This is a genomic window from Streptomyces johnsoniae (genome assembly GCF_031845565.1).
Classification (GTDB): domain Bacteria; phylum Actinomycetota; class Actinomycetes; order Streptomycetales; family Streptomycetaceae; genus Streptomyces; species Streptomyces johnsoniae.
In genome coordinates this window covers 373,325-393,086 of sequence record NZ_JAVREV010000004.1, presented here as the reverse complement: position 1 = coordinate 393,086, position 19,762 = coordinate 373,325, and the positions used below count along the sequence as shown (strand labels likewise).

The 19,762-nt window shown below is 71.9% G+C and carries 19 protein-coding genes; 17 read left to right on the top strand and 2 right to left on the bottom strand.

Annotated elements, in window-relative coordinates; translation table 11 throughout:
• Positions 1 to 69: 69 nt before the first annotated feature.
• The 4 genes from dop (at position 70) to prcA (ending at position 3,745) form a co-directional block, all read left to right on the top strand.
• On the top strand, positions 70 to 1,581 hold the full coding sequence (gene dop, locus RM779_RS09975) for a depupylase/deamidase Dop (protein ID WP_311617300.1): 1,512 nt from the start codon (positions 70 to 72) through the stop codon (positions 1,579 to 1,581).
• A gap of 122 nt (positions 1,582 to 1,703) precedes the next feature.
• Positions 1,704 to 1,922, top strand: coding sequence for a ubiquitin-like protein Pup (locus RM779_RS09970; RefSeq protein ID WP_077062451.1), 219 nt, complete (start codon positions 1,704 to 1,706; stop codon positions 1,920 to 1,922).
• A 150-nt stretch (positions 1,923 to 2,072) separates the two neighbouring features.
• Positions 2,073 to 2,918: a proteasome subunit beta gene (gene prcB, locus RM779_RS09965; protein ID WP_077062452.1), complete on the top strand. Its 846-nt coding sequence runs from the start codon at positions 2,073 to 2,075 to the stop codon at positions 2,916 to 2,918.
• Positions 2,919 to 2,968: 50 nt separating this feature from the next.
• Positions 2,969 to 3,745 carry a proteasome subunit alpha gene (gene prcA / locus RM779_RS09960; RefSeq protein ID WP_311617299.1) on the top strand — a complete coding sequence of 259 codons (777 nt, stop codon included), beginning with the start codon at positions 2,969 to 2,971 and terminating at the stop codon, positions 3,743 to 3,745.
• A gap of 3 nt (positions 3,746 to 3,748) precedes the next feature.
• Here prcA and RM779_RS09955 read toward each other — a convergent pair whose 3' ends face one another.
• Positions 3,749 to 4,786 (bottom strand): LacI family DNA-binding transcriptional regulator, encoded by a 1,038-nt coding sequence (locus RM779_RS09955; protein WP_311617298.1) that lies wholly within the window; start codon positions 4,784 to 4,786, stop codon positions 3,749 to 3,751.
• A gap of 118 nt (positions 4,787 to 4,904) precedes the next feature.
• On the opposite strand from RM779_RS09955, the gene RM779_RS09950 reads away from it, so the two are divergent.
• From RM779_RS09950 to RM779_RS09900, 11 genes are all read left to right on the top strand, one after another.
• Positions 4,905 to 6,167: an MFS transporter gene (locus RM779_RS09950; protein WP_311617297.1), complete on the top strand. Its 1,263-nt coding sequence runs from the start codon at positions 4,905 to 4,907 to the stop codon at positions 6,165 to 6,167.
• Positions 6,168 to 6,176: 9 nt separating this feature from the next.
• Positions 6,177 to 7,538, top strand: coding sequence for a Pup--protein ligase (gene pafA / locus RM779_RS09945; protein WP_077062456.1), 1,362 nt, complete (start codon positions 6,177 to 6,179; stop codon positions 7,536 to 7,538).
• Positions 7,539 to 7,638: 100 nt separating this feature from the next.
• Positions 7,639 to 8,676 (top strand): FKBP-type peptidyl-prolyl cis-trans isomerase, encoded by a 1,038-nt coding sequence (locus tag RM779_RS09940; protein ID WP_311617296.1) that lies wholly within the window; start codon positions 7,639 to 7,641, stop codon positions 8,674 to 8,676.
• A 52-nt stretch (positions 8,677 to 8,728) separates the two neighbouring features.
• A complete protein-coding gene (locus tag RM779_RS09935; RefSeq protein WP_077062458.1) occupies positions 8,729 to 9,103 on the top strand; it encodes an FKBP-type peptidyl-prolyl cis-trans isomerase in 375 nt (124 codons plus the stop codon).
• Positions 9,104 to 9,179: 76 nt separating this feature from the next.
• The gene (locus RM779_RS09930; RefSeq protein ID WP_311617295.1) at positions 9,180 to 10,133 is read left to right on the top strand and encodes a helix-turn-helix transcriptional regulator; all 954 of its coding nucleotides are present in this window, start codon (positions 9,180 to 9,182) and stop codon (positions 10,131 to 10,133) included.
• Between the two features lie 14 nt (positions 10,134 to 10,147).
• Complete coding sequence (locus RM779_RS09925; protein ID WP_077062460.1) at positions 10,148 to 11,116, top strand: helix-turn-helix transcriptional regulator; 969 nt, start codon at positions 10,148 to 10,150, stop codon at positions 11,114 to 11,116.
• Between the two features lie 2 nt (positions 11,117 to 11,118).
• Positions 11,119 to 11,346: a hypothetical protein gene (locus RM779_RS09920; protein ID WP_311617348.1), complete on the top strand. Its 228-nt coding sequence runs from the start codon at positions 11,119 to 11,121 to the stop codon at positions 11,344 to 11,346.
• 126 nt (positions 11,347 to 11,472) lie between these two features.
• Complete coding sequence (gene tatA, locus RM779_RS09915; protein WP_311617294.1) at positions 11,473 to 11,751, top strand: Sec-independent protein translocase subunit TatA; 279 nt, start codon at positions 11,473 to 11,475, stop codon at positions 11,749 to 11,751.
• Positions 11,752 to 11,825: 74 nt separating this feature from the next.
• Positions 11,826 to 12,764, top strand: coding sequence for a twin-arginine translocase subunit TatC (gene tatC, locus RM779_RS09910; protein ID WP_311617293.1), 939 nt, complete (start codon positions 11,826 to 11,828; stop codon positions 12,762 to 12,764).
• Positions 12,765 to 12,777: 13 nt separating this feature from the next.
• On the top strand, positions 12,778 to 13,704 hold the full coding sequence (locus RM779_RS09905) for a diacylglycerol kinase (RefSeq protein ID WP_311617292.1): 927 nt from the start codon (positions 12,778 to 12,780) through the stop codon (positions 13,702 to 13,704).
• 100 nt (positions 13,705 to 13,804) lie between these two features.
• The gene (locus RM779_RS09900; protein WP_311617291.1) at positions 13,805 to 16,615 is read left to right on the top strand and encodes a DEAD/DEAH box helicase; all 2,811 of its coding nucleotides are present in this window, start codon (positions 13,805 to 13,807) and stop codon (positions 16,613 to 16,615) included.
• A gap of 24 nt (positions 16,616 to 16,639) precedes the next feature.
• Here the strand turns inward: RM779_RS09900 and RM779_RS09895 are convergent, their stop codons facing one another.
• Positions 16,640 to 17,545 carry a 5'-3' exonuclease gene (locus tag RM779_RS09895; protein WP_311617347.1) on the bottom strand — a complete coding sequence of 302 codons (906 nt, stop codon included), beginning with the start codon at positions 17,543 to 17,545 and terminating at the stop codon, positions 16,640 to 16,642.
• A gap of 244 nt (positions 17,546 to 17,789) precedes the next feature.
• Between RM779_RS09895 and RM779_RS09890 the strand changes: the two genes are divergently transcribed.
• Together RM779_RS09890 and RM779_RS09885 are read left to right on the top strand one after the other, a co-directional pair.
• On the top strand, positions 17,790 to 18,983 hold the full coding sequence (locus tag RM779_RS09890; protein ID WP_311617346.1) for a cation:proton antiporter: 1,194 nt from the start codon (positions 17,790 to 17,792) through the stop codon (positions 18,981 to 18,983).
• Complete coding sequence (locus tag RM779_RS09885; RefSeq protein ID WP_311617290.1) at positions 18,980 to 19,744, top strand: helical backbone metal receptor; 765 nt, start codon at positions 18,980 to 18,982, stop codon at positions 19,742 to 19,744. Before RM779_RS09890 ends, RM779_RS09885 begins: the two co-directional genes overlap by 4 nt.
• Positions 19,745 to 19,762: the final 18 nt, after the last annotated feature.

Sequence of the window (19,762 nt, the reverse complement as noted above, 5' to 3'; positions counted from 1 at the left end):
CCCCGTGTCGCCTACGCTCGTACCCAGCAGCGGGACGGTGAGGAGCCGCCGCCGGGCAAGGAGGGCCGCATGACTGTACGGCGAGTGATGGGCATCGAGACCGAGTACGGCGTCTCCGTGCCCGGCCACCCGAACGCCAATGCCATGCTCACCTCGTCCCAGGTCGTGAACGCCTACGCGGCGGCCATGCACCGCGCACGGCGGGCGCGCTGGGACTTCGAGGAGGAGAACCCGCTGCGGGACGCGCGGGGCTTCGACCTGGCCCGGGACAACGCGGACGCCAGCCAGCTGACCGACGAGGACATCGGCCTGGCCAACGTCATCCTGACCAACGGGGCGCGGCTGTACGTCGACCACGCGCACCCCGAGTACAGCGCCCCGGAGACCACCAGCCCGATGGACGCGCTGCTGTGGGACAAGGCGGGCGAGCGGATCATGGCGGAGGCCGCGCGCCGTGCCGCGGAGGTGCCGGGCGCCCAGCCGATCCACCTCTACAAGAACAACACGGACAACAAGGGCGCCTCGTACGGCACCCACGAGAATTACCTGATGAAGCGGGAGACGCCGTTCTCCGACATCGTGCGGCACCTGACGCCGTTCTTCGTCTCGCGGCAGGTCGTCTGCGGCGCGGGCCGGGTGGGCGTCGGGCAGGACGGCGGCGAGCATGGGTTCCAGCTCAGCCAGCGCGCCGACTACTTCGAGGTCGAAGTGGGCCTGGAGACGACGCTGAAGCGGCCCATCATCAACACCAGGGACGAGCCGCACGCCGACGCGGAGCGCTACCGCAGGCTGCACGTGATCATCGGCGACGCCAACCTCTCCGAGGTCTCCACCTATCTCAAGCTAGGCACCACCGCGCTGGTGCTTTCGATGATCGAGGACGGCTTCATCGCCGTCGACCTCGCCGTCGACCAGCCGGTTCGCACCCTGCACCGGGTCAGTCACGATCCGTCGCTGCGCGAGCAGGTCACCCTGCGCAGCGGGCGGTCGCTGACCGCCGTGCAGCTCCAGATGGAGTACTGCGAGCTGGCCCGCAAGTATGTCGACCAGCGCTGGGGTGCCGACGCGGACCCGCAGACCACCGACGTGCTCGACCGCTGGGAGGAAGTGCTCGGGCGCCTGGAGCGGGACCCGATGAGCCTGGCCGGCCAGCTGGACTGGGTCGCCAAGCGGGAGCTGATGGAGGGCTACCGCCGGCGGGACGGCCTCGGCTGGGAGGCGGCCAGGCTGCACCTGGTGGATCTCCAGTACGCCGACGTCCGCCCAGACAAGGGCCTGTACAACCGTCTGGCGGCCCGCGGCCGGATGACCCGGCTGCTGTCGGACGAGGACATCCTGCGTGCCCAGAGCAGCCCGCCCGAGGACACCAGGGCCTACTTCAGGGGCCGCTGCCTTGAGCAGTACGCCGATGACGTCGCCGCCGCCTCGTGGGACTCCGTGATCTTCGATCTGCCGGGGCGCGACTCCCTCCAGCGCGTGCCCACCATGGACCCGCTGCGCGGGACACGGGAGCACGTCAAGGACCTGCTGGACCGCTGCGCGACGGCCGAGGATCTTGTTCGTGCGCTCTCGGGAGGCTGACATGCCGCCGATCCGGGAATCATGGAGGTGGTTCCCGGACGTTGTAGCAAAGAAGGGCCGATGTCAGCCCCGGCTAGTAGGGTCTGATCTTGATACTTCGAGCAGAGCATGGGGTGAGGGAAATGGCGACGAAGGACACGGGCGGCGGCCAGCAGAGGGCGTCGCGCACCAGTGAAGAGGCCGAGGAGCAGACTCAGGACGCGGAGGTCTCAGAGGACCTCAAGGAGCGCCAGGAGGCTCTGACGGACGACGTGGACTCGGTGCTGGACGAGATCGATGAGGTGCTCGAGTCCAATGCCGAGGACTTCGTGCGCAGCTTCGTGCAGAAGGGCGGCCAGTGACACTGGCCGTCCGGCGGTCGCACGACCCGGGTGGATCTTCAGCATGTGACGGGTAGGGTCCCTGCCATGCGCTGCCCGAGGTCCCGGCCGCACTGCCGGATCGGGGCAGCGAACCGTTTCTCTGCCTGCTCAACTCCTGGAAGGAAACCTGTGGCGGCCAACTCCCACGACCAGGGGCGACTCCCGGCGGCCTTCCTGCGGCCGGGGTCCTCCTCCTTTTTCGACTTCCTCTCCGACTACGCGCCCGAGCGTCTGCCCGGCGGCCGGGCGCTGCCCCCCGTGGAGGGCCCGGTGGAGACGGTGCACGGCACCACGATCGTGGCGGCCGTGTTCGCCGGCGGCGTGGTCCTCGCCGGTGACCGCAGGGCCACCATGGGCAATATGATCGCCCAGCGCGATGTGGAAAAGGTCTTCCCCACCGACGAGTTCTCCGCGGTCGGCATCGCCGGCACGGCCGGGCTCGCGGTCGAGATGGTGCGGCTGTTCCAGCTGGAGCTGGAGCACTTCGAGAAGGTCGAGGGCCACGTGCTCTCCCTCGAGGGCAAGGCCAACCGGCTGTCCACCATGATCCGCGGCAATCTCGGCATGGCCATGCAGGGCCTGGCCGTCGTGCCGATGTTCGCCGGCTACGACCTGGACCGACGGCGGGGCCGGATCTTCTCCTACGACGTGACCGGCGGCCGTTCCGAGGAGCTGGGCTTTGCCGCCGTCGGCTCCGGCTCGGTCTTCGCCCGCGGCTCGCTGAAGAAGCTGCACCGCGAGGACCTCGGTGAGCAGGAGACCACCACGGCCGTGGTGCAGGCGCTCTACGACGCGGCGGACGAGGACTCCGCGACGGGCGGCCCCGACCTGGCCCGGCGGATCTTCCCCATCGTCACGGTGATCACCGAGGATGGGTTCCGCAGGCTCGCCGAGGCGGAGGTCTCCGAGATCGCCAGGGCGGTGCACGAGGCCCGGCTGCAGCTGCCGAACGGGCCGCAGGCGCCGGTTCTGTAGATTCCCCGCCCGGTAACACTTTCCGACGGACAGGAAGGGACGAATAGCCGGTGTCGACGCCGTTCTATGTCTCACCCCAGCAGGCCATGGCGGACCGCGCGGAGTATGCGCGCAAGGGCATCGCGCGCGGGCGCAGCCTGGTCGTGCTCCAGTATGCCGACGGCATCGTGTTCGTCGCGGAGAATCCCTCGCGCGCGTTGCACAAGGTCAGCGAGATCTACGACCGGATCGCCTTCGCCGCGACCGGCAAGTACAACGAGTACGAGAATCTGCGGATCGGCGGCACGCGCTACGCCGACCTGCGCGGCTACACCTTCGACCGCCAGGACGTGAAGGCGAGGGGGCTGGCCAATCTGTACGCCCAGACCCTGGGGAACATTTTTTCCAGCGGCGCGGAGAAGCCCTACGAGGTGGAGCTGCTGGTAGCCGAGGTCGGCGAGACACCGGCGGATGATGAGATCTACCGGCTGCCGCACGACGGTTCGATCATCGATGAGCACGGTTCGGTCGCGGTCGGGGGCAATTCGGACCAGATCGGCAGTTACCTCGACCAGCGGCACCGGGACGACATGGGCCTGGGCGAGGCGCTGCGGCTGGCGGTCGAGTCGCTCGGCCGCGATCCCGGCGGCAGCGACCGGGAGTTGACGGCGGACCAGCTTGAGGTCGCGCTGCTCGACAGGAACCGGCCGCAGCAGCGTAAGTTCAAGCGCGTGCTCGGCCAGCAGCTCGCCCGGCTGCTGGAGACCGAGGCGGCGCCCCCGGCGGCCGAGACAGAGGAGCAGGAGGAGGGCACGGAGTCCGCGCCCGAGTCCGGCTCCGAGGACTGATCCTCACTCCCGTGTCCCCGGAGCCGCCGGCCCCGGGGGCACGGCCGTGGAGCCGCGGCGCACCAGCTCCACGGGGAGGACAGTGGTCCCAGGGCTCTCCCCGCGCAGGGCGGCCAGCAGGGCGCGCATCCCCGCCGCGCCCAGCTCCTCGCCCGGCAGCCGCACCGTCGTCAGCTCCGGCTCGACGGCGGTCGCCACCGTCAGATCGTCGAATCCAGTGACCGAGACGTCGTCCGGCACCCGCAGTCCGAGACGCCGGGCGGCCTTGTACGCGCCCACGGCCAGCATGTCGTCGTCGCACACGAGCGCCGTGGGCCGCTCCGCCGCGGTCAGGGCACGTTCCGCGGCCAGCACCCCGTCCGCCACTCCGATCGGGGCCCGCCGGGTGCCGACCAGGCGGGCGCCGCGCACCGCGGCCAGCTCCGCGGCCAGGACCCGCGCCCGTTCGCGGAACGTCCAGGAGTCCACGTCGGCCGCCACATGCGCGAAGCGCCGGTGGCCGAGCGACAGCAGGTGCCGCGCGACCAGCCGCATGCCCGCGGCGATGTCCGGGTTCACGGTCGCCGCCGCCCCGGCGCCGGGCTCGCTGTCCAGCATGACCAGCGGCAGCCCCTCCCCGCTGAGCACCGCGAGGGCCTCGGCGGCCATCGACGAGGCCAGCACGCCGTCCAGCGTCGCGCCGGCCGAGGCGAACGGGTCGCGGGCCGGGCCCGTTTCGAGCGGGGAGGTGTAGAGCACGACGCCGACGTCGTCCCCGGCCGCCACCCGTACCGCGCCGGCGTGCACCCGCGCGAAGAACTCGTTGGTCAGTGCGGGCACGACCACCAGCGCGGTGCGCGACCGGCCGAGCCGCAGGGTACGGGCCGCCACGTTGGGCCGGTAGCCCAGCTCGCGGGCGGCGGCGCGCACCGCCTCCGCCCTGGCGGGGGAGACGCGGCCGTGCCACCGGTCGCGGAGCACGAGAGAAACCGTGGCCTGCGAGACCCCGGCCCGCTCCGCGACATCCCGACTGGTGGGCCGGGGCGGCAGGGCGCCCCTCACCGCGCTCCCCGGCGCACGCGTTCTTCACTCACCGTCTGCGCTCCCGTCGTCTCCCGGAACCCGGACATCGTACGTAGAATCACGGAAGTTATACGTAACACTTCTGGAGGGTGCGGTCATGGCCACGGGCTATCTGGAGCTGCTGCGGGCGGGGCATGTGCTGCGGCTGCTCACCGGCACGCTGATCGGGCGGCTGCCGCACGGCACCGCCGCACTGGCCATCGTGCTGTTCACCCGGGCCGAGGGCGGCGGGTATTCACTGGCCGGGGTGTTCGCCGCGGTGCACGGTCTCGCCACCGCCGTCGGCCAGCCGCTCCTCGGCCGGCTCGTCGACCTGTACGGGCAGTTCCGCGTGATGCTCCCCGCCGCCGTGGTCTCCGCACTGGCGATGGGGCTGTTCGCCGTGGCCGGGACCGAGCCGTTCGCGCTCGCCTGCGCCGCCGTCCTGGTCGCCGGTCTGACCACCCCGCCCCTGGAGGGCGGGCTGCGCGCGCTGTGGCCGAGCGTGCTGGGCCGTGGCGACCTCGTGCACCGCGCCTACGCCCTGGACGCGGTGGCGCAGGAGGTGATGTTCGCCGGGGGCCCGATGGTGGTGATGCTCCTTGTCGCCTTCTGGTCCGAGGCCGCCGCCCTGCTGGTGATCAACGCGGTCGGCGTGCTGGGCGCGCTGTCCGTCGTGGTGTCCGCGCCCTCGAGGCGCTGGCGCGGCGCGCCGCGCGAGGCGCACTGGCTGGGCGCCCTGCGCTCCCAGGGGTTGCTGGCGTTGCTCGGGTGCTTCTTCTTCGTCGGCATCGCCCTGGGGGCCATCTCGGTCGCCGCCGTGGCCTACGCCGACGAGCGGGGGGACGAACTGGTGGCCAGCTACCTGCTGTCGGGGCTCGGCGCGGGCGCCCTGATCGGCGGTCTGTGGTACGGCGCGCGCTCGTGGGCGGGGGAGCCGGAGCGGCGGCTGCGGGCGCTGACCGCGGCGTTGGCCGTCTGCTATGTGCCGCTGGCACTGGTACCGGAGCAGGTTGCCGCGATGACCGGGCTCGCCGCGCTAGCCGGCGTGTTCCTGGCGCCTGGCCTGGCCTGCGCGTTCGTCGTCATCGACCGGCACGCCCCGGTCGGCACCGTGACGGAGGCGTTCTCCTGGCTGGTCACCACGTTCGGCGTCGGCACGGCCGTGGGCACGGCCGTGGTCGGGCCGGTCATCGAGTCGGGCGGGGACGCGGCGGGGTTCGCCCTGGCCGGCGCGGGCGGCATTCTGGCGTTCCTCGTGCTTCTCGCCACCCGGAGTGTTCTCGCAGTTCCTGGCGGTGTGTCCGGGGTGCCGCCGGAATCGGAAAATGATCGAAACGCCGCACGCGAACCCGGTTTCAGAAGCGAGCATCGGGCGTAATGTTCACTCATGGATCGCCGAATCTTCGGGCTGGAGAACGAGTACGGCGTCACCTGTACGTTCCGCGGGCAGCGGCGTCTGTCCCCGGACGAAGTGGCGCGGTATCTCTTCCGCCGAGTCGTGTCCTGGGGACGCAGCAGCAACGTGTTCCTGCGGAACGGCGCACGGCTGTACCTGGACGTCGGTTCGCACCCCGAGTACGCCACACCGGAGTGCGACAACGTCACCGAGCTGATCACGCACGACAAGGCGGGCGAGCGCATTCTGGAGGGGCTGCTGGTCGACGCCGAGCGGCGGCTCCACGAGGAGGGCATCGCCGGCGACGTCTACCTGTTCAAGAACAACACCGACTCCGCGGGCAATTCCTACGGCTGCCACGAGAACTACCTGGTGGCCAGGCACGGTGAGTTCTCGCGCCTCGCGGACGTGCTCATCCCCTTCCTCGTCACCCGCCAGCTGATCTGCGGGGCCGGAAAGGTGCTCCAGACGCCGCGTGGTGCGGTGTTCTGCGTCAGCCAGCGCGCCGAGCACATCTGGGAGGGGGTCAGCTCGGCGACGACGCGTTCGAGGCCCATCATCAACACCAGGGACGAGCCGCACGCCGACGCCGAGCGCTACCGCAGGCTGCACGTCATCGTCGGCGACTCCAACATGTCGGAGACGACCATGCTGCTGAAGGTCGGGGCCACCGACCTCGTGCTGCGCATGATCGAGGCCGGCACCGTCATGCGCGACCTCACCCTGGAGAACCCGATCCGGGCCATCCGCGAGGTCAGCCACGACATCACCGGCCAGCGCAAGGTGCGGCTCGCCACCGGGCGCGAGGCGTCGGCGCTGGAGATCCAGCAGGAGTACTACGAAAAGGCGCTGGACTTCTGCGAGCGCCGCGGGATGCGCACCGGTCTGACCGAGCAGGTGCTCGAGCTGTGGGGCCGCGCCCTCGACTCGATCCGCGGCCAGGACCTGGACAAGATCAACACCGAGATCGACTGGGTCATGAAGTACCAGCTCATCGAGCGGTACCGGGCCAAGCACAACCTCACGATGTCCCACCCGCGCGTGGCGCAGATAGATCTCGCCTACCACGACATCCACCGCAGGCGCGGCCTGTACTACCTGCTGGAGCGCAAGGGGCAGGCGCAGCGCATCTGCAATGACCTGAAGATCTTCCAGGGCAAGTCCGTGCCGCCGCAGACCACCAGGGCCCGGCTGCGCGGCGACTTCATCCGCAGGGCCCAGGAGCAGCGCAGGGACTTCACGGTGGACTGGGTGCACCTGAAGCTCAACGACCAGGCACAGCGCACGGTGCTGTGCAAGGACCCCTTCCGTTCCGTGGACGAGCGGGTCGAGAAGCTGATCGCGGGCATGTGACCCCCCGCTGCGGCGGGCAGGGGGAAGCACGGGAAGAGGTCGTAGGGTGGGCGGGACCAGCGGGGTCCCGCCCCGGCCGTGCCTAGCCCAAGTTGGACAGATGATCCCCACCAAACGTGCGCGCCGCGTCGTCGCGGTGCTGGCCGTTCCCGCACTGTTCCTCACCGCCTGCGGCTCCGAGGATTCCGGCTCATCCGACGACTCGTCCCCCGCAGCGGAGCCCGTGGCCACCGTTTCGGGCGAGCCCGACTCCCCGCCGGAGATCTCCGTCGACGGAGACGCCCAGGTCAGCGACGAGACGGTAGTCGAAGTCGTCAATGAGGGTGACGGTGCGGAGGTGAAGGAGGGGGACTTCATCCGGGTGGACGTCGTCGGCCAGGTCATGGGCGCCGATATGGAGCTGCTGAACACCTGGGCCAACACCGAGCAGGCAGAGGGCGGCGAGCAGGCAGAGGGCGGCGAGGAGGCCGGGGGCGGCGAGACTCCGCGGCGGCAGTTCGTCGTCCAGGTCGGTGCCGAGTCCAGCCTGCCGGCCCCCGCGACCACGCCGCTGGCCGGGACGAAGACGGGCAGTCGCGTCCAGGTCGAGGGCCCGGTCACCGAGATGCTGGGCCCGGGAGCCACCGAGGCGGGCTTCGCCGAGGACGACGGCGTGCTGTGGGTCTTCGACATCGCCGAGACCGTGACGGTCGACGCCACCGCCCACGCCGAGGGCGAGCAGGCGGCGGTGGAGGAGGGCCTGCCCGAGGTCGCCACCGAGGGCGACGAGGCACCGGTGATCACCATTCCCGAGGGCCAGGACCCGCCCGGCGAGCTCCAGGAGCAGGTGCTGATCGAGGGTGACGGCCAGGAGGTCGCCGAGGGGCAGGGCGTCATCGCCCAGTACATCGGCGTCACCTGGGCCGACGGCGCGACGTTCGACTCCTCCTGGGAGCGCGGTGCCGCCTCCGGCTTCCAGATCGGTACCCAGTCGGTCGTCGCCGGCTGGGACCAGGGACTCGCGGACAACCGTGTGGGCGACCGGGTACTCCTGGTGATCCCGCCCGACCTCGGCTACGGCGACCAGGAGACCGGCAACGGCGCGATCCCGCCCGATTCGACGCTGGTGTTCGTGATCGACATCATCGGTGTGGTCTGAGGGACCGCATTCGCAAGCCCTGACGCATTTTCGTTCGTAGGAGTGGATTTTTGTGAGCACCGACAAGCCCGAGGTCGACTTCCCCGGCGGCGAGCCGCCCGCCGACCTGGAGATCAAGGACCTCTGGGAGGGCGAAGGACCCGTCGCCCAGGCCGGTACCGAGGTCGCCGTGCACTACGTGGGAGTCTCGTTCAGCACCGGTGAGGAGTTCGACGCCAGCTGGAACCGGGGCACGCCGCTGCGCTTCCAGCTCGGCGGCGGCCAGGTCATCCCGGGCTGGGACCGAGGCGTGCAGGGCATGCGCGTCGGCGGCCGGCGGCAGCTGATCATCCCGCCGCACCTCGCGTACGGTGACGCCGGGGCGGGCGGCGGCCGGATCGCGCCGGGGGAGACGCTGATCTTCGTCTGCGATCTGGTCTCGGCCTGATCCGTTCAGGCGGTACGGTGGGCCCATCCCTTCGCGGGGATGGGCCTGCTGCGTTGAGGAGGAGGGCGGCGCGTCGATGGCGATTGCCAAGGCCGAGCGGCTGATGAACCTTGCCCTGTGCCTGCTCGGGACGAGCCGTGCCCTGAGCAAGCGCGAGCTGCGTACCTCCATCGAGGCATACATCGAGGTCGGTTCCGAGGACGCCTTCAACCGGATGTTCGAGCGTGACAAGGACGACCTGCGCGAGCTGGGCATGGTGATCGAGACGGTCGAGAGCCTCGACGGCGATGTCGGCTATGTCGCCCGCCGCGACCGCAATCAGCTGCCGCCCGTCACCCTGGACGCCGAGGAGGCCGCCGCGCTCGGCCTCGCCGCCAAGGTGTGGCAGCAGGCCCGGCTGGCCGGTGCCGCGAGCGGCGCGCTCCAGAAGCTGCGCGCCGCCGGGATGCCGCTGGCCGAGGAGGAGCGCGAGGCGTACAGCGCGCTCGAGCCGCGGGTACCCGCCGGGGAGTCGGCGTTCGAGCCGCTGATGATCGCGTGCCGTGACCGGCGCCCCGTCACATTCGACTACCGCAAGTCCAACGCCGCACGCCCCGGGACGCGGCAGGTCGAGCCGTGGGCGCTGGAGTGCTGGCGCGGTCACTGGTACCTGGCCGGGTTCGACCGCGAGCGCGGCGCCGTGCGGGTCTTCCGGCTCTCGCGCATCGTGGGGCGCGTCAAGTCGCGCGCCGGTACGTTCACGGCCGAGGTGCCAGGGCACGTCGCGGTCCGCGAGAGCGTGGCCAGGTGGGCCGGGGAGCACGCCACCGGGCAGGCCAGGATTCTGCTGCGCACCGGCGCCGGCTATCCGCTGCGCGCCCGGGCCACGGTGACCAGCGGCCGGGACGGCGAGTGGGACGAGCTGGAGATCCCCTACGGGCACGGACTGGGCGCGTGGCTCGCGGAGTTCGGCCCGGACGTGGTCGTGCTGGAGCCCGCCGAGCTGCGAGCGGACGTGGTCGACCGGCTGCGCGCGGTCGCCAAGGGCTGAGGAGAGAGGCTGACATGGCGACCACCGCCATCGACAGGACGCGGCGGATGCTGTCGCTGGTCACCTACCTGAGGGAGCGGCCGGGGGCCCGGGTGGACGAGGTGGCGCGGGCGTTCGGGATCTCGGAGGACGAGCTGATCTCCGACCTCAACGTGCTGCCGATGTGCGGCACCAGCTTCCGCGGCGGTGATCTGCTCGACATCGACACCGACGGCGAGCACATCTGGTGGTACAACGCCGATGCCGTGGGCTCGGGCACGGGACAGCCGCTGCGGCTGGCCGCGGACGAGGCCACCGCGCTGCTGGTCGCCGCGCGCGCCGTGGCCACGCTGCCGGGGCTGCGCGACGGGGACAAGGACGCGCTGCTGCGCGCGACGGCGAAGCTGGAGACCGCGGCGGGGGAGAGCGCCGGGGCCAGTTCGCGCGTCTCGGTGACCTTCGAGTCCGAGGGCGGGGTCTTCGCGGATGTGGACCGTGCCATCACGGAGCGCCGCAGGCTGCGCATCCGCTACTACTCCCCGGGCCGCGACGAGCTGACCGACCGGGAGATCGACCCGATCCGGCTGTTCGCGGTCGGGCACACCTACGTCGAGGCGTGGTGCCGCAGGTCCGAGGCGCGGCGCACGTTCCGTCTCGACCGGGTGGCCGGCATCGAGCTGCTCGACACCCCGGCGGACCCGCCCGCGGTGGAGCCGCGGGACCTCAGCGAGGGCCTGGTGCAGCCCGCCCCCACCGATCCCGAGGTGGTGATCGAGACGGGCCCCGGCGGGCGCTGGGTCGCGGAGTACTATCCGCACGACGCGGCCGAGGAGCTGCCCGACGGCGGGCTGCGGGTGACGCTGCGCACCCCCGACCCGGCGACGCTGCGCCGGCTGGCGCTGCGTCTGGGCGGGGACGGGCGCATCGTTTCGCCGCCCGAGCTGGCGGAGAGCGCTCGCGAGGCGGCCCGTGCCGCGCTCGATCAGTACGAGGAGTTGGCTTGAGCATGTTCTGGCCGATGTTCCAGCTCGTTCTCGCCTTCTGCGGGGTGGCCGTGCTCGGCGTGCTCGCGGTGCGCGTCGGTATCGAGGTGCGCCGTTTCTCCCGGGCGGTAGGCGACAGTGCCGAGCGGATCAGCAGGGCGAAGGAGGAGCTGGAACGCTCCGCGGCGCCGCTGGTCGCGCGGAGTGGTCTGGTGCAGCGGTCGAACGCAGGAAATAATGCGGAAGAATAGGCGGCCGTTCAGGCATTGCCCTGTGTTCACCCTTGCGCGTTAGGATTGCTGTTCGTACGGGGCGGTCAGGACGGTCCGTGCCGGACGGACCGAAGGTCATTCCCCGACGAGAGAGAAGACAGAGATATGGGTCAGATCGGACCGTGGCAGATCCTTCTCGTTGGGCTGCTCGTCCTCCTCATCTTCGGCGCCAAGCGGCTGCCGGACACCGCCCGTTCCCTGGGCAAGTCGATGCGCATCCTCAAGAGCGAGACGGCGGCCATGAAGAAGGAGGGGGACAGCTCGGGGAAGGACGGCCAGGCCCCGCCGGACACGACCACCTCCCAGCGCACCATCCAGGCCGCCCCCGGGGACACCGAGACGTCCCGGCCGGTCGACGAGCCGAAGCGGACGTCGCAGGGCTGAGCCCTCCGCCGGTACATGGAGTGAGGCCGGGCGGCCGGGACTGATCCGGTCGCCCCTCGAGACGAGGACGTGGGGTGCCCAGGGCCACGCGCAAGCAGGAGAAAGACCCCGAGGGGCGTATGCCTCTCACCGAGCATTTGCGCGAGCTGCGCAACAGGCTCGGGGTGTCGGTGGCCGCGGTCCTCGTGATCACCATCGTCGCGCTGTTCTTCGCCAAGGACCTCCAGGAGCTGCTCACCGATCCGCTTCCCGAGTGCGACGAGATCAACGAAACGGCGGACGCCGCGGAGCGCTGTGCGAACCTGACGCAGCAGGGTCTCACCTCCCCGTTCGCCACTTATCTCCGGGTATCGCTCCTGTGCGGGCTGATCGCCGCCTCCCCGGTGTGGCTCTACCAGGCGTGGGCGTTCATCGCCCCGGGCCTCCACCGGACCGAGAAGAAGTACGCGCGCAGCGTCGTCGCCGTCGGTGTGCCGCTGTTCCTGATCGGCGCCTACTTCGCCTACTGGCTGCTGCCTCGCGCAATCCCGGTGCTGCTGGGCTTCAGCATCCCCGGCGTGGACAACCTGGTGACCGTCGAGGAGCTGCTGGACATCACCGTCCGCATGGCCCTCGCCTTCGGGCTCGCCTTCGAGCTGCCGCTGCTGCTCGTCCTGCTCAATCTGGGCGGCGTCGTCTCCGGCAAGCGGATGGTCAGCTGGTGGCGGTGGATGGTCGTCGGTATCGCGGTCTTCGCCGCGGCGATCACCCCCACCGACCTGATGTCGATGATCGCCCTCCAGGTGCCGGTCACCGGGCTCTACTTCCTCGCCTGCGGCATCGCCCTCCTCAACGACCGGCGGCGGCGCAAGGGCAATCCGGACGCCGAGCTGAGCGACGACGAGGCATCCGACCTCGACCTCACGCCGTCCACGATCGAGCCGGCCGAGCGGGTCGCCGCCTCGGGCGGCGAAGGCGCCGGGTCCGGCACCGACGGTTCGACCAGGCTCAACGGCTTCGACGACGCGACGTGACCCGGCGCGGCGCGTGAGCGGTGACATCACTCTGCTGATCAACCCGGCCGCGGGCGAGGGCGGCGGCGCGCGCGCCGCCCTGCGCGCGGGGCGCGTGCTGCGGGACGCCGGTTTTCTGGTCCGTGGCCTCGTCGGCGCGGACGCGGACGACGCCGTCGACCGGGCCCGTGCCGCGGTCGCCCAGGGCACCGGCGCCCTGGTGGCCGTCGGCGGGGACGGCATGGTCTCCCTGGCGCTGCGCGCCATCGCCGGGACCGCCACACCGCTGGGGATCGTCCCGGCCGGTACCGGCAACGACATGGCCCGCGCCTGCGGGCTGCCGCTCGGTGACCCGGGCGCGGCCGCGCGCGTGATCGCCGCCGCCTGCAAGGCGGGCACGCACCGGCAGCTCGACCTCGGACGTGTGGGCGACGCCTGGTTCGGCGGCGTGCTGGCCTCCGGGTTCGATTCGCGGGTCAACGACCGCGGGAACCGGATGCGCCGGCCGCGCGGCAGGCTCCGTTACGACATCGCCATGGTCGCCGAGCTGGGGCGGCTGCGCGGCATCCCGTACCGCATGCGGCTCGACGGCGGGCCGTGGCGGGAGTTCGACGCCACGCTGGTCGCCGTGGGCAACGGGCCGAGCTACGGCGGCGGCATGCGCATGTGCGCCGGGGCGAGGCTCGACGACGGGCTCTTCGACATCACCGTGGTGGGCGAGGTCGACCGGCGGACGCTGCTGCGGGTCTTTCCGCGCGTCTACCGCGGCACCCACCTCGGCCATCCGGCGGTTTCGGTCCACCGGGCCGCCGAGGTGGTCCTCGACGCGCCGGGCGTGACCGGGTACGCGGACGGCGAGCCGCTGGGCCCGCTGCCGCTGACCGCGCGCTGCGTGCCGGGCGCCCTGCGGCTGCTGGCGCCCGAGACGCGGCAGCCCTCCGGCGCGCGCCCGGCCGGGTAGGGGCGGGTCCGGGCGTCAGCGGGTGCGGGCGTCAGCGGGGGACGGTGCGGAAAAAGTCCACGGGTCGGTCGCGGCCTGGGCCGGTAGGCTCGTAGGCACAATGACCGACCACATGTCCCCTGCTGAGCGCTACTCCGCTGCTCGTCGGCGCGCCGCCGAGGAGGCCACCGCGCTCGCCCCGTTCCGTGAGCTGTACGACTTCGGTCTCGACGCGTTCCAGATCGAGGCGTGCCAGGCACTCGAAGCCGGCAAGGGCGTGCTCGTCGCGGCCCCCACCGGCTCGGGCAAGACGATCGTCGGGGAGTTCGCCGTCCACCTGGCCCTGGCGCAGGGCCGCAAGTGTTTCTACACGACGCCGATCAAGGCTCTGTCGAACCAGAAGTTCACCGATCTGGTCAAGCGCTACGGCGCCGAGCGGGTGGGGCTGCTCACCGGTGACAACAGTGTCAACTCAGGGGCGCCGGTGGTCGTGATGACCACCGAGGTCCTGCGGAACATGCTGTATGCCGGTTCCCAGTCGCTGCGCGGCCTCGGCTACGTCGTGATGGACGAGGTGCACTACCTCTCCGATCGCTTCCGCGGCGCCGTCTGGGAGGAGGTGATCATCCACCTCCCCGAGTCCGTCACGCTGGTGTCCCTCTCCGCGACCGTGTCGAACGCGGAGGAGTTCGGCGACTGGCTGGACACGGTGCGCGGCGATACCCAGGTGATCGTCTCCGAGCACCGTCCGGTGCCGCTGTGGCAGCACGTGCTGGCCGGCCGGCGGCTGTACGACCTGTTCGAGGAGTCCGACGAGAAGCGCGAGGTCAACCCGGACCTGCTGCGCATGGCCCGCATGGAGAACAGCCGCCCGTGGACCGCCCGCGACCGCTACCGCAACGGGCGCGACCGCAAGCGGGCCGCGGACCGGGAGCGGGAGCGGCGCCAGCGGGCCAGGACGTACACGCCGAGCCGGGTGGAGGTCATCGACCGGCTCGACGCCGAGGGGCTGCTGCCGGCCATCACGTTCATCTTCAGCAGGGCGGGGTGTCAGGCGGCCGTCCAGCAGTGCCTGCACGCGGGTCTCCGGCTGAACGACACGGCGGCCCGCGGCCGGGTGCGGGAGATCGTGGAGCGGCGCACCGCCTCGATCCCGGACGAGGACCTGCACGTCCTGGGGTACTTCGAGTGGCTGGAGGGCCTGGAACGCGGTATCGCGGCGCATCACGCCGGGATGCTGCCCACGTTCAAGGAGGTCGTCGAGGAGCTGTTCGTCCTCGGTCTCGTCAAGGCGGTGTTCGCGACCGAGACGCTGGCGCTCGGCATCAACATGCCCGCCCGCTCGGTGGTGCTGGAGAAGCTGGTCAAGTGGAACGGCGAGCAGCACGCCGACATCACGCCGGGGGAGTACACGCAGCTGACGGGCCGGGCCGGGCGGCGCGGTATCGACATCGAGGGACACGCCGTGGTGCTGTGGCAGCGCGGTATGGACCCGGCGGCCGTCGCCGGGCTCGCCGGGACGCGGACGTACCCGCTGCGGTCCTCGTTCCGGCCCTCCTACAACATGGCGGTCAATCTGGTGGCGCAGTTCGGGCGGCAGCGGTCGCGCGATCTGCTGGAGACGTCGTTCGCGCAGTTCCAGGCGGACCGCTCGGTCGTGGGCATCTCGCGGCAGGTGCAGCGCAACGAGAACGGGCTGCGCGGCTACCGGGAGGCGATGACCTGCCACCTCGGGGACTTCACCGAGTACTCGCGGCTGCGCCGCCGGCTGAAGGACCGCGAGACCGAGCTGGCCAAGCAGGGCGTGGCGCAGCGCCGCGCCGCGGCGCACACCTCGCTTGAGCAGCTGCGTCCCGGCGACATCATCCACGTGCCGACAGGCAAGTTCGCCGGTCTCGCGCTGGTGCTCGACCCCGGCGTGGCCGGCGGGCGCAGTGCGGGGCACCGGGGCATGGACCACCACGAGGGGCCGCGCCCGCTGGTGCTGACCGAGCAGCGGCAGGTGAAGCGGCTGGCCTCGATGGACTTCCCGGTGCCGGTCGAGCCGCTGGACCGGATGCGCATTCCCAGGACGTTCAATCCGCGCAGCCCGCAGTCGCGGCGCGACCTGGCCTCGGCGCTGCGGACCAAGGCCGGGCACGTCGTGCCGCGGCGCCACCGCAAGGAGCGGTCCGCGGCGGCCGACGACCAAGAGATCGCGCGACTGCGGACGGAGATCAGGGCCCACCCGTGCCACGGCTGCGACGAGCGCGAGGACCACGCCCGGTGGGCCGAGCGGTACGAGCGGCTGCGGCGGGACACGCGGCAGCTGGAGCGGCGCATCGAGGGCAGGACCAACACCATCGCGCGCACCTTCGACGAGGTCGCGGCGCTGCTGACGGAGCTGGGCTACCTGCACGGCGACGAGGTCACGCCGGACGGCCGCCGGCTCGCCCGGCTCTACGGCGAGCTCGACCTGCTGGCGAGCGAGTGCCTGCGCGACGGGGTGTGGGAGGGGCTCGGGCCCGCCGAGCTCGCGGCCTGCGCCTCGGCGCTGGTGTACGAGGCGCGTTCGGCCGACGACGCCCCCGCGCCGGAGGTGCCGGGCGGCCGGACGCGGCAGGCGCTGGGCGACATGGTCAGGATCTGGGGCCGGCTGGACGCGCTGGAGGAGCAGCACCGCATCAGCGACGCGACGGGTGTGGGGCAGCGGGAGCCGGACCTCGGCTTCGCCTGGCCGGCGTTCCGCTGGGCGCAGGGCCACGGGCTCGACGAGGTGCTGCGCGACGCGGACATGCCCGCCGGTGACTTCGTGCGCTGGTGCAAGCAGGTCATCGACGTGCTGGGCCAGGTCGCCGCCGCGGCGCCCGAGGGCAGCACGGTGCCGGGGAACGCGCGGAAGGCCGTCGACAAGATGCTGCGCGGGGTGGTGGCGTACACCTCGGTCGGCTGAACGGGGGCCGCGCCGCCCGGCCGTTCACCGGTCGAGCGCGGCCAGCAGCCGCGTGAGGGAGCCGCCGAGTCCCCAGCGGGCGGCCAGATCGTCCAGCGCCCGTGCGTCGCGCGGGGCGGTCGGCAGGGTCGCCTCGTGCGCGGCGAGCGGCACGTCGGTGGCCACGCGGACGACGCGCGGGGCCACGTCCAGGTAGGGCCCGGCCGCGGTGAGCCGGGTGCGCTGGGCCGGGGTGAAGGCGGGGTCCTGCGCGCGCAGGGCGGCGAGGATGCCGGCCAGGTCGCCGTGGCGGTCCAGGAGGCGGGCCGCGGTCTTCTCGCCGATGCCGGGGACGCCGGGCAGGCCGTCGCTGGGGTCGCCGCGCAGCACGGCCAGGTCGGCGTAGCCCGGGCCGTCGACGCCGTACTTGTCGCGGAGCGCGGCCTCGTCGAAGGCGGCGAGGGTGCCCATGCCCTTGACGGGGTAGAGAACGCGCACGCCGCGCGCGTCGTCGATGAGCTGGAAGAGGTCGCGGTCGCCGGTGACGATGTCGACCGGCCCGGTGGCGCGGTGGGCGAGGGTGCCGATGACGTCGTCGGCCTCGTAGTCCTGGGCGCCGAGCGCGGCGACGCCGACCGCGTCGAGCACGTCGAGGATGACGGGCACCTGCGGGGTGAGGGTGTCGGGCACGGCCTCGGTGTCCGGGCCCTCGGGGGTCTCCTCGGCCACGCGGTGGGCCTTGTAGGAGGGGATGAGCTCCACCCGCCAGGCCGGGCGCCAGTCCTCGTCCAGGCAGGCGACGAGGTCGTCGGGCTGGTGATCGGTCACCAGCCGGGCGATGAAATCAAGCAGGCCCCGCACAGCGTTGACGGGAGTGCCGTCGGGAGCCCGGACGGACTCCGGAACGCCGAAGTAGGCCCGGAAGTAGAGGGACGCGGTGTCGAGCAGCATGAGTCGTCGGGTCACACACCGGATCATGCCGTACGGGGGCCGGGGGGTACGGCGCCCTGGGGGCCGAAAAAATCGTTTGGTAAGCTAAGTATTAACGCTTTCTTGACGCTCACCTGACCGAGCCGTCCGGACGCCAAGGAGGAGCCATCCGCTTTCCGACGCCCGCCCGACCCGGCCCCCGCCCGATTCCTGCTACCGCCTGTGAGGGGTGAGAGTCATGGGACACGCTGACACGCTCGTCGCCATGGGCGGCGCCTTCGTCGCCGCCGCCATCCTCGCCCGCCTCGGCGGGCGCATAGGGCTGCCCACCATCCCGCTGTTCATCCTCGCCGGGATACTCCTCGGCCCCAACACCCCGGGCTTCGTGCTCCTGGAGGACCCGCACGACCTGGAGATGCTCTCGGCCCTCGGCCTGGTGCTGCTGCTGTTCTACCTCGGTCTCGAATTCCACATGGACGACCTCAAGACCGGCGGCCGCAAAATGGTGGTGGCCGGCTCCGCCTACCTCGCGCTGAACGTGGGAGCGGGCCTGGCGTTCGGTTTCGCCCTGGGCTGGGGCACCTCGGAGGCGCTCGTCCTGGCCGGTGTCCTCGGCATCTCCTCATCGGCGATCGTCACCAAGGTGCTCGTCGACCTCAAACGCATCGGGAATCCGGAGACCAAGCCGATCCTGGGCATCATCGTGGTGGAGGACATCTTCCTGGCCCTCTACCTGGCGGCCCTCCAGCCGGTGATCTCCGGCGCCGACGATGTGGGCGCGATGCTCGCCGACATCGGCAAGGCCTTCGGCTTCCTCCTGCTGCTCGCCGTGGCGGCCCGCTGGGGGACCGGCATCGTCGGCCGGCTGTTCGACACCAAGGACAACGAACTGCTGGTGATCTCCTTCCTCGGTGCGGCCGTGCTCGTGGCCGGGATCGCCGAGAAGTTCGGGGTCGCCGACGCCATCGCCGCGTTCATGGTCGGCCTGATCCTGGGCAACACCGGCTCCCGCGGGCGCATCCTCCACCTGGTGCATCCACTGAGGGACGCGTTCGCCGCCATCTTCTTCTTCGGCTTCGGCCTGTCGATCGACCCCGGCGACCTGCCGAGCGTGATCTGGCCGGTGCTCGCCGCCGTCGTCGTCACTCTCACGATGAACCTGCTCGCGGGTCTGTTCACCGCGCGGATCTACGGCTTCGGCCCGGGACCGACGGCGAACGTGGCCACCACGCTGCTGGCCCGCGGCGAGTTCGCGCTGATTCTCGCCACGATGGCGGCGGCGGCCGGGCTCGATCCGCGGCTGTCCCCGTTCATCGCCGGCTACGTGCTCATCCTGGCCGTGGTCGCCCCGCTGGTCGCCGGCCGCTCGCACTGGCTGGCCCGCGTGCTGCCCGGCGGCAAGGCCGCCGCCGAGCAGCAGCAGGAAGAGGCGGCGGAGCCGGAGCCCGCGGCGCGGTGACCGGGCCCGCGACCGGCCGGGGGCGGCGTCCCGAGCGGGTCGTCTCCCTGGTGCCGTCGCTGACGGAGACCGTCGCCGCGACCGCCCCCGGCCTGCTGGCCGGGGCGACCGACTGGTGCAGCCACCCGGCCGACCTGGCGGTCACCCGCGTCGGCGGCACCAAGAATCCCGACGTGGCGCGCATCGCGGCGCTGCGGCCCGGCCTGGTGATCGCGAACGAGGAGGAGAACCGCGCGCCCGACCTCCGGGCGCTGCGCGCGGCCGGCCTGACCGTTCTCGTCACCCGGGTGCGGACGCTCCAGGACGCGTTCCCCGAGCTGACGCGCGTGCTCGCCGCGTGCGGCCTGCCGCGGCCCGCGTGGCTGGCGGAGGCGGAGGCGGCCTGGCGGGCCGTCCGGCCCGCGCACCCGCCGCGCACGGCCGTGGTGCCGGTGTGGCGGCGTCCGTGGATGGTGCTGGGCCGGGACACCTTCGCGGGCGACGTGCTGCGGCGGCTCGGCGTGCACCACCTGTACGCGGGGCACGCCGAGCGCTATCCGCGCGTTCCGCTCGCCGAGCTGGCCGCCCCTGGCCGTGCCGACCTGGTCGTCCTGCCCGACGAGCCGTACGCGTTCGCGGCCGACGACGGACCCGAGGCGTTCCCAGGCCTGCCCGCGGCCCTGGTCAGCGGCCGTCACCTGACCTGGTACGGCCCGTCGCTGATCGAGGCACCGGCCGTGCTGTCCGCCGCCCTGGCGGCCGCGCGGCCGCCGGCGCCCTGACGCGTCAGCGCGATCCGG

Coding starts and splice junctions, on each gene's coding strand:
- dop (WP_311617300.1), top strand. CDS start 70: ATGACTGTACGGCGAGTGATGGGCATCGAGACCGAGTACGGCGTCTCC.
- RM779_RS09970 (WP_077062451.1), top strand. CDS start 1,704: ATGGCGACGAAGGACACGGGCGGCGGCCAGCAGAGGGCGTCGCGCACC.
- RM779_RS09950 (WP_311617297.1), top strand. CDS start 4,905: ATGGCCACGGGCTATCTGGAGCTGCTGCGGGCGGGGCATGTGCTGCGG.
- pafA (WP_077062456.1), top strand. CDS start 6,177: ATGGATCGCCGAATCTTCGGGCTGGAGAACGAGTACGGCGTCACCTGT.
- RM779_RS09940 (WP_311617296.1), top strand. CDS start 7,639: ATGATCCCCACCAAACGTGCGCGCCGCGTCGTCGCGGTGCTGGCCGTT.
- RM779_RS09930 (WP_311617295.1), top strand. CDS start 9,180: ATGGCGATTGCCAAGGCCGAGCGGCTGATGAACCTTGCCCTGTGCCTG.
- RM779_RS09925 (WP_077062460.1), top strand. CDS start 10,148: ATGGCGACCACCGCCATCGACAGGACGCGGCGGATGCTGTCGCTGGTC.
- RM779_RS09920 (WP_311617348.1), top strand. CDS start 11,119: ATGTTCTGGCCGATGTTCCAGCTCGTTCTCGCCTTCTGCGGGGTGGCC.
- tatA (WP_311617294.1), top strand. CDS start 11,473: ATGGGTCAGATCGGACCGTGGCAGATCCTTCTCGTTGGGCTGCTCGTC.
- RM779_RS09900 (WP_311617291.1), top strand. CDS start 13,805: ATGACCGACCACATGTCCCCTGCTGAGCGCTACTCCGCTGCTCGTCGG.
- RM779_RS09895 (WP_311617347.1), bottom strand. CDS start 17,545: ATGCTGCTCGACACCGCGTCCCTCTACTTCCGGGCCTACTTCGGCGTT.
- RM779_RS09890 (WP_311617346.1), top strand. CDS start 17,790: ATGGGCGGCGCCTTCGTCGCCGCCGCCATCCTCGCCCGCCTCGGCGGG.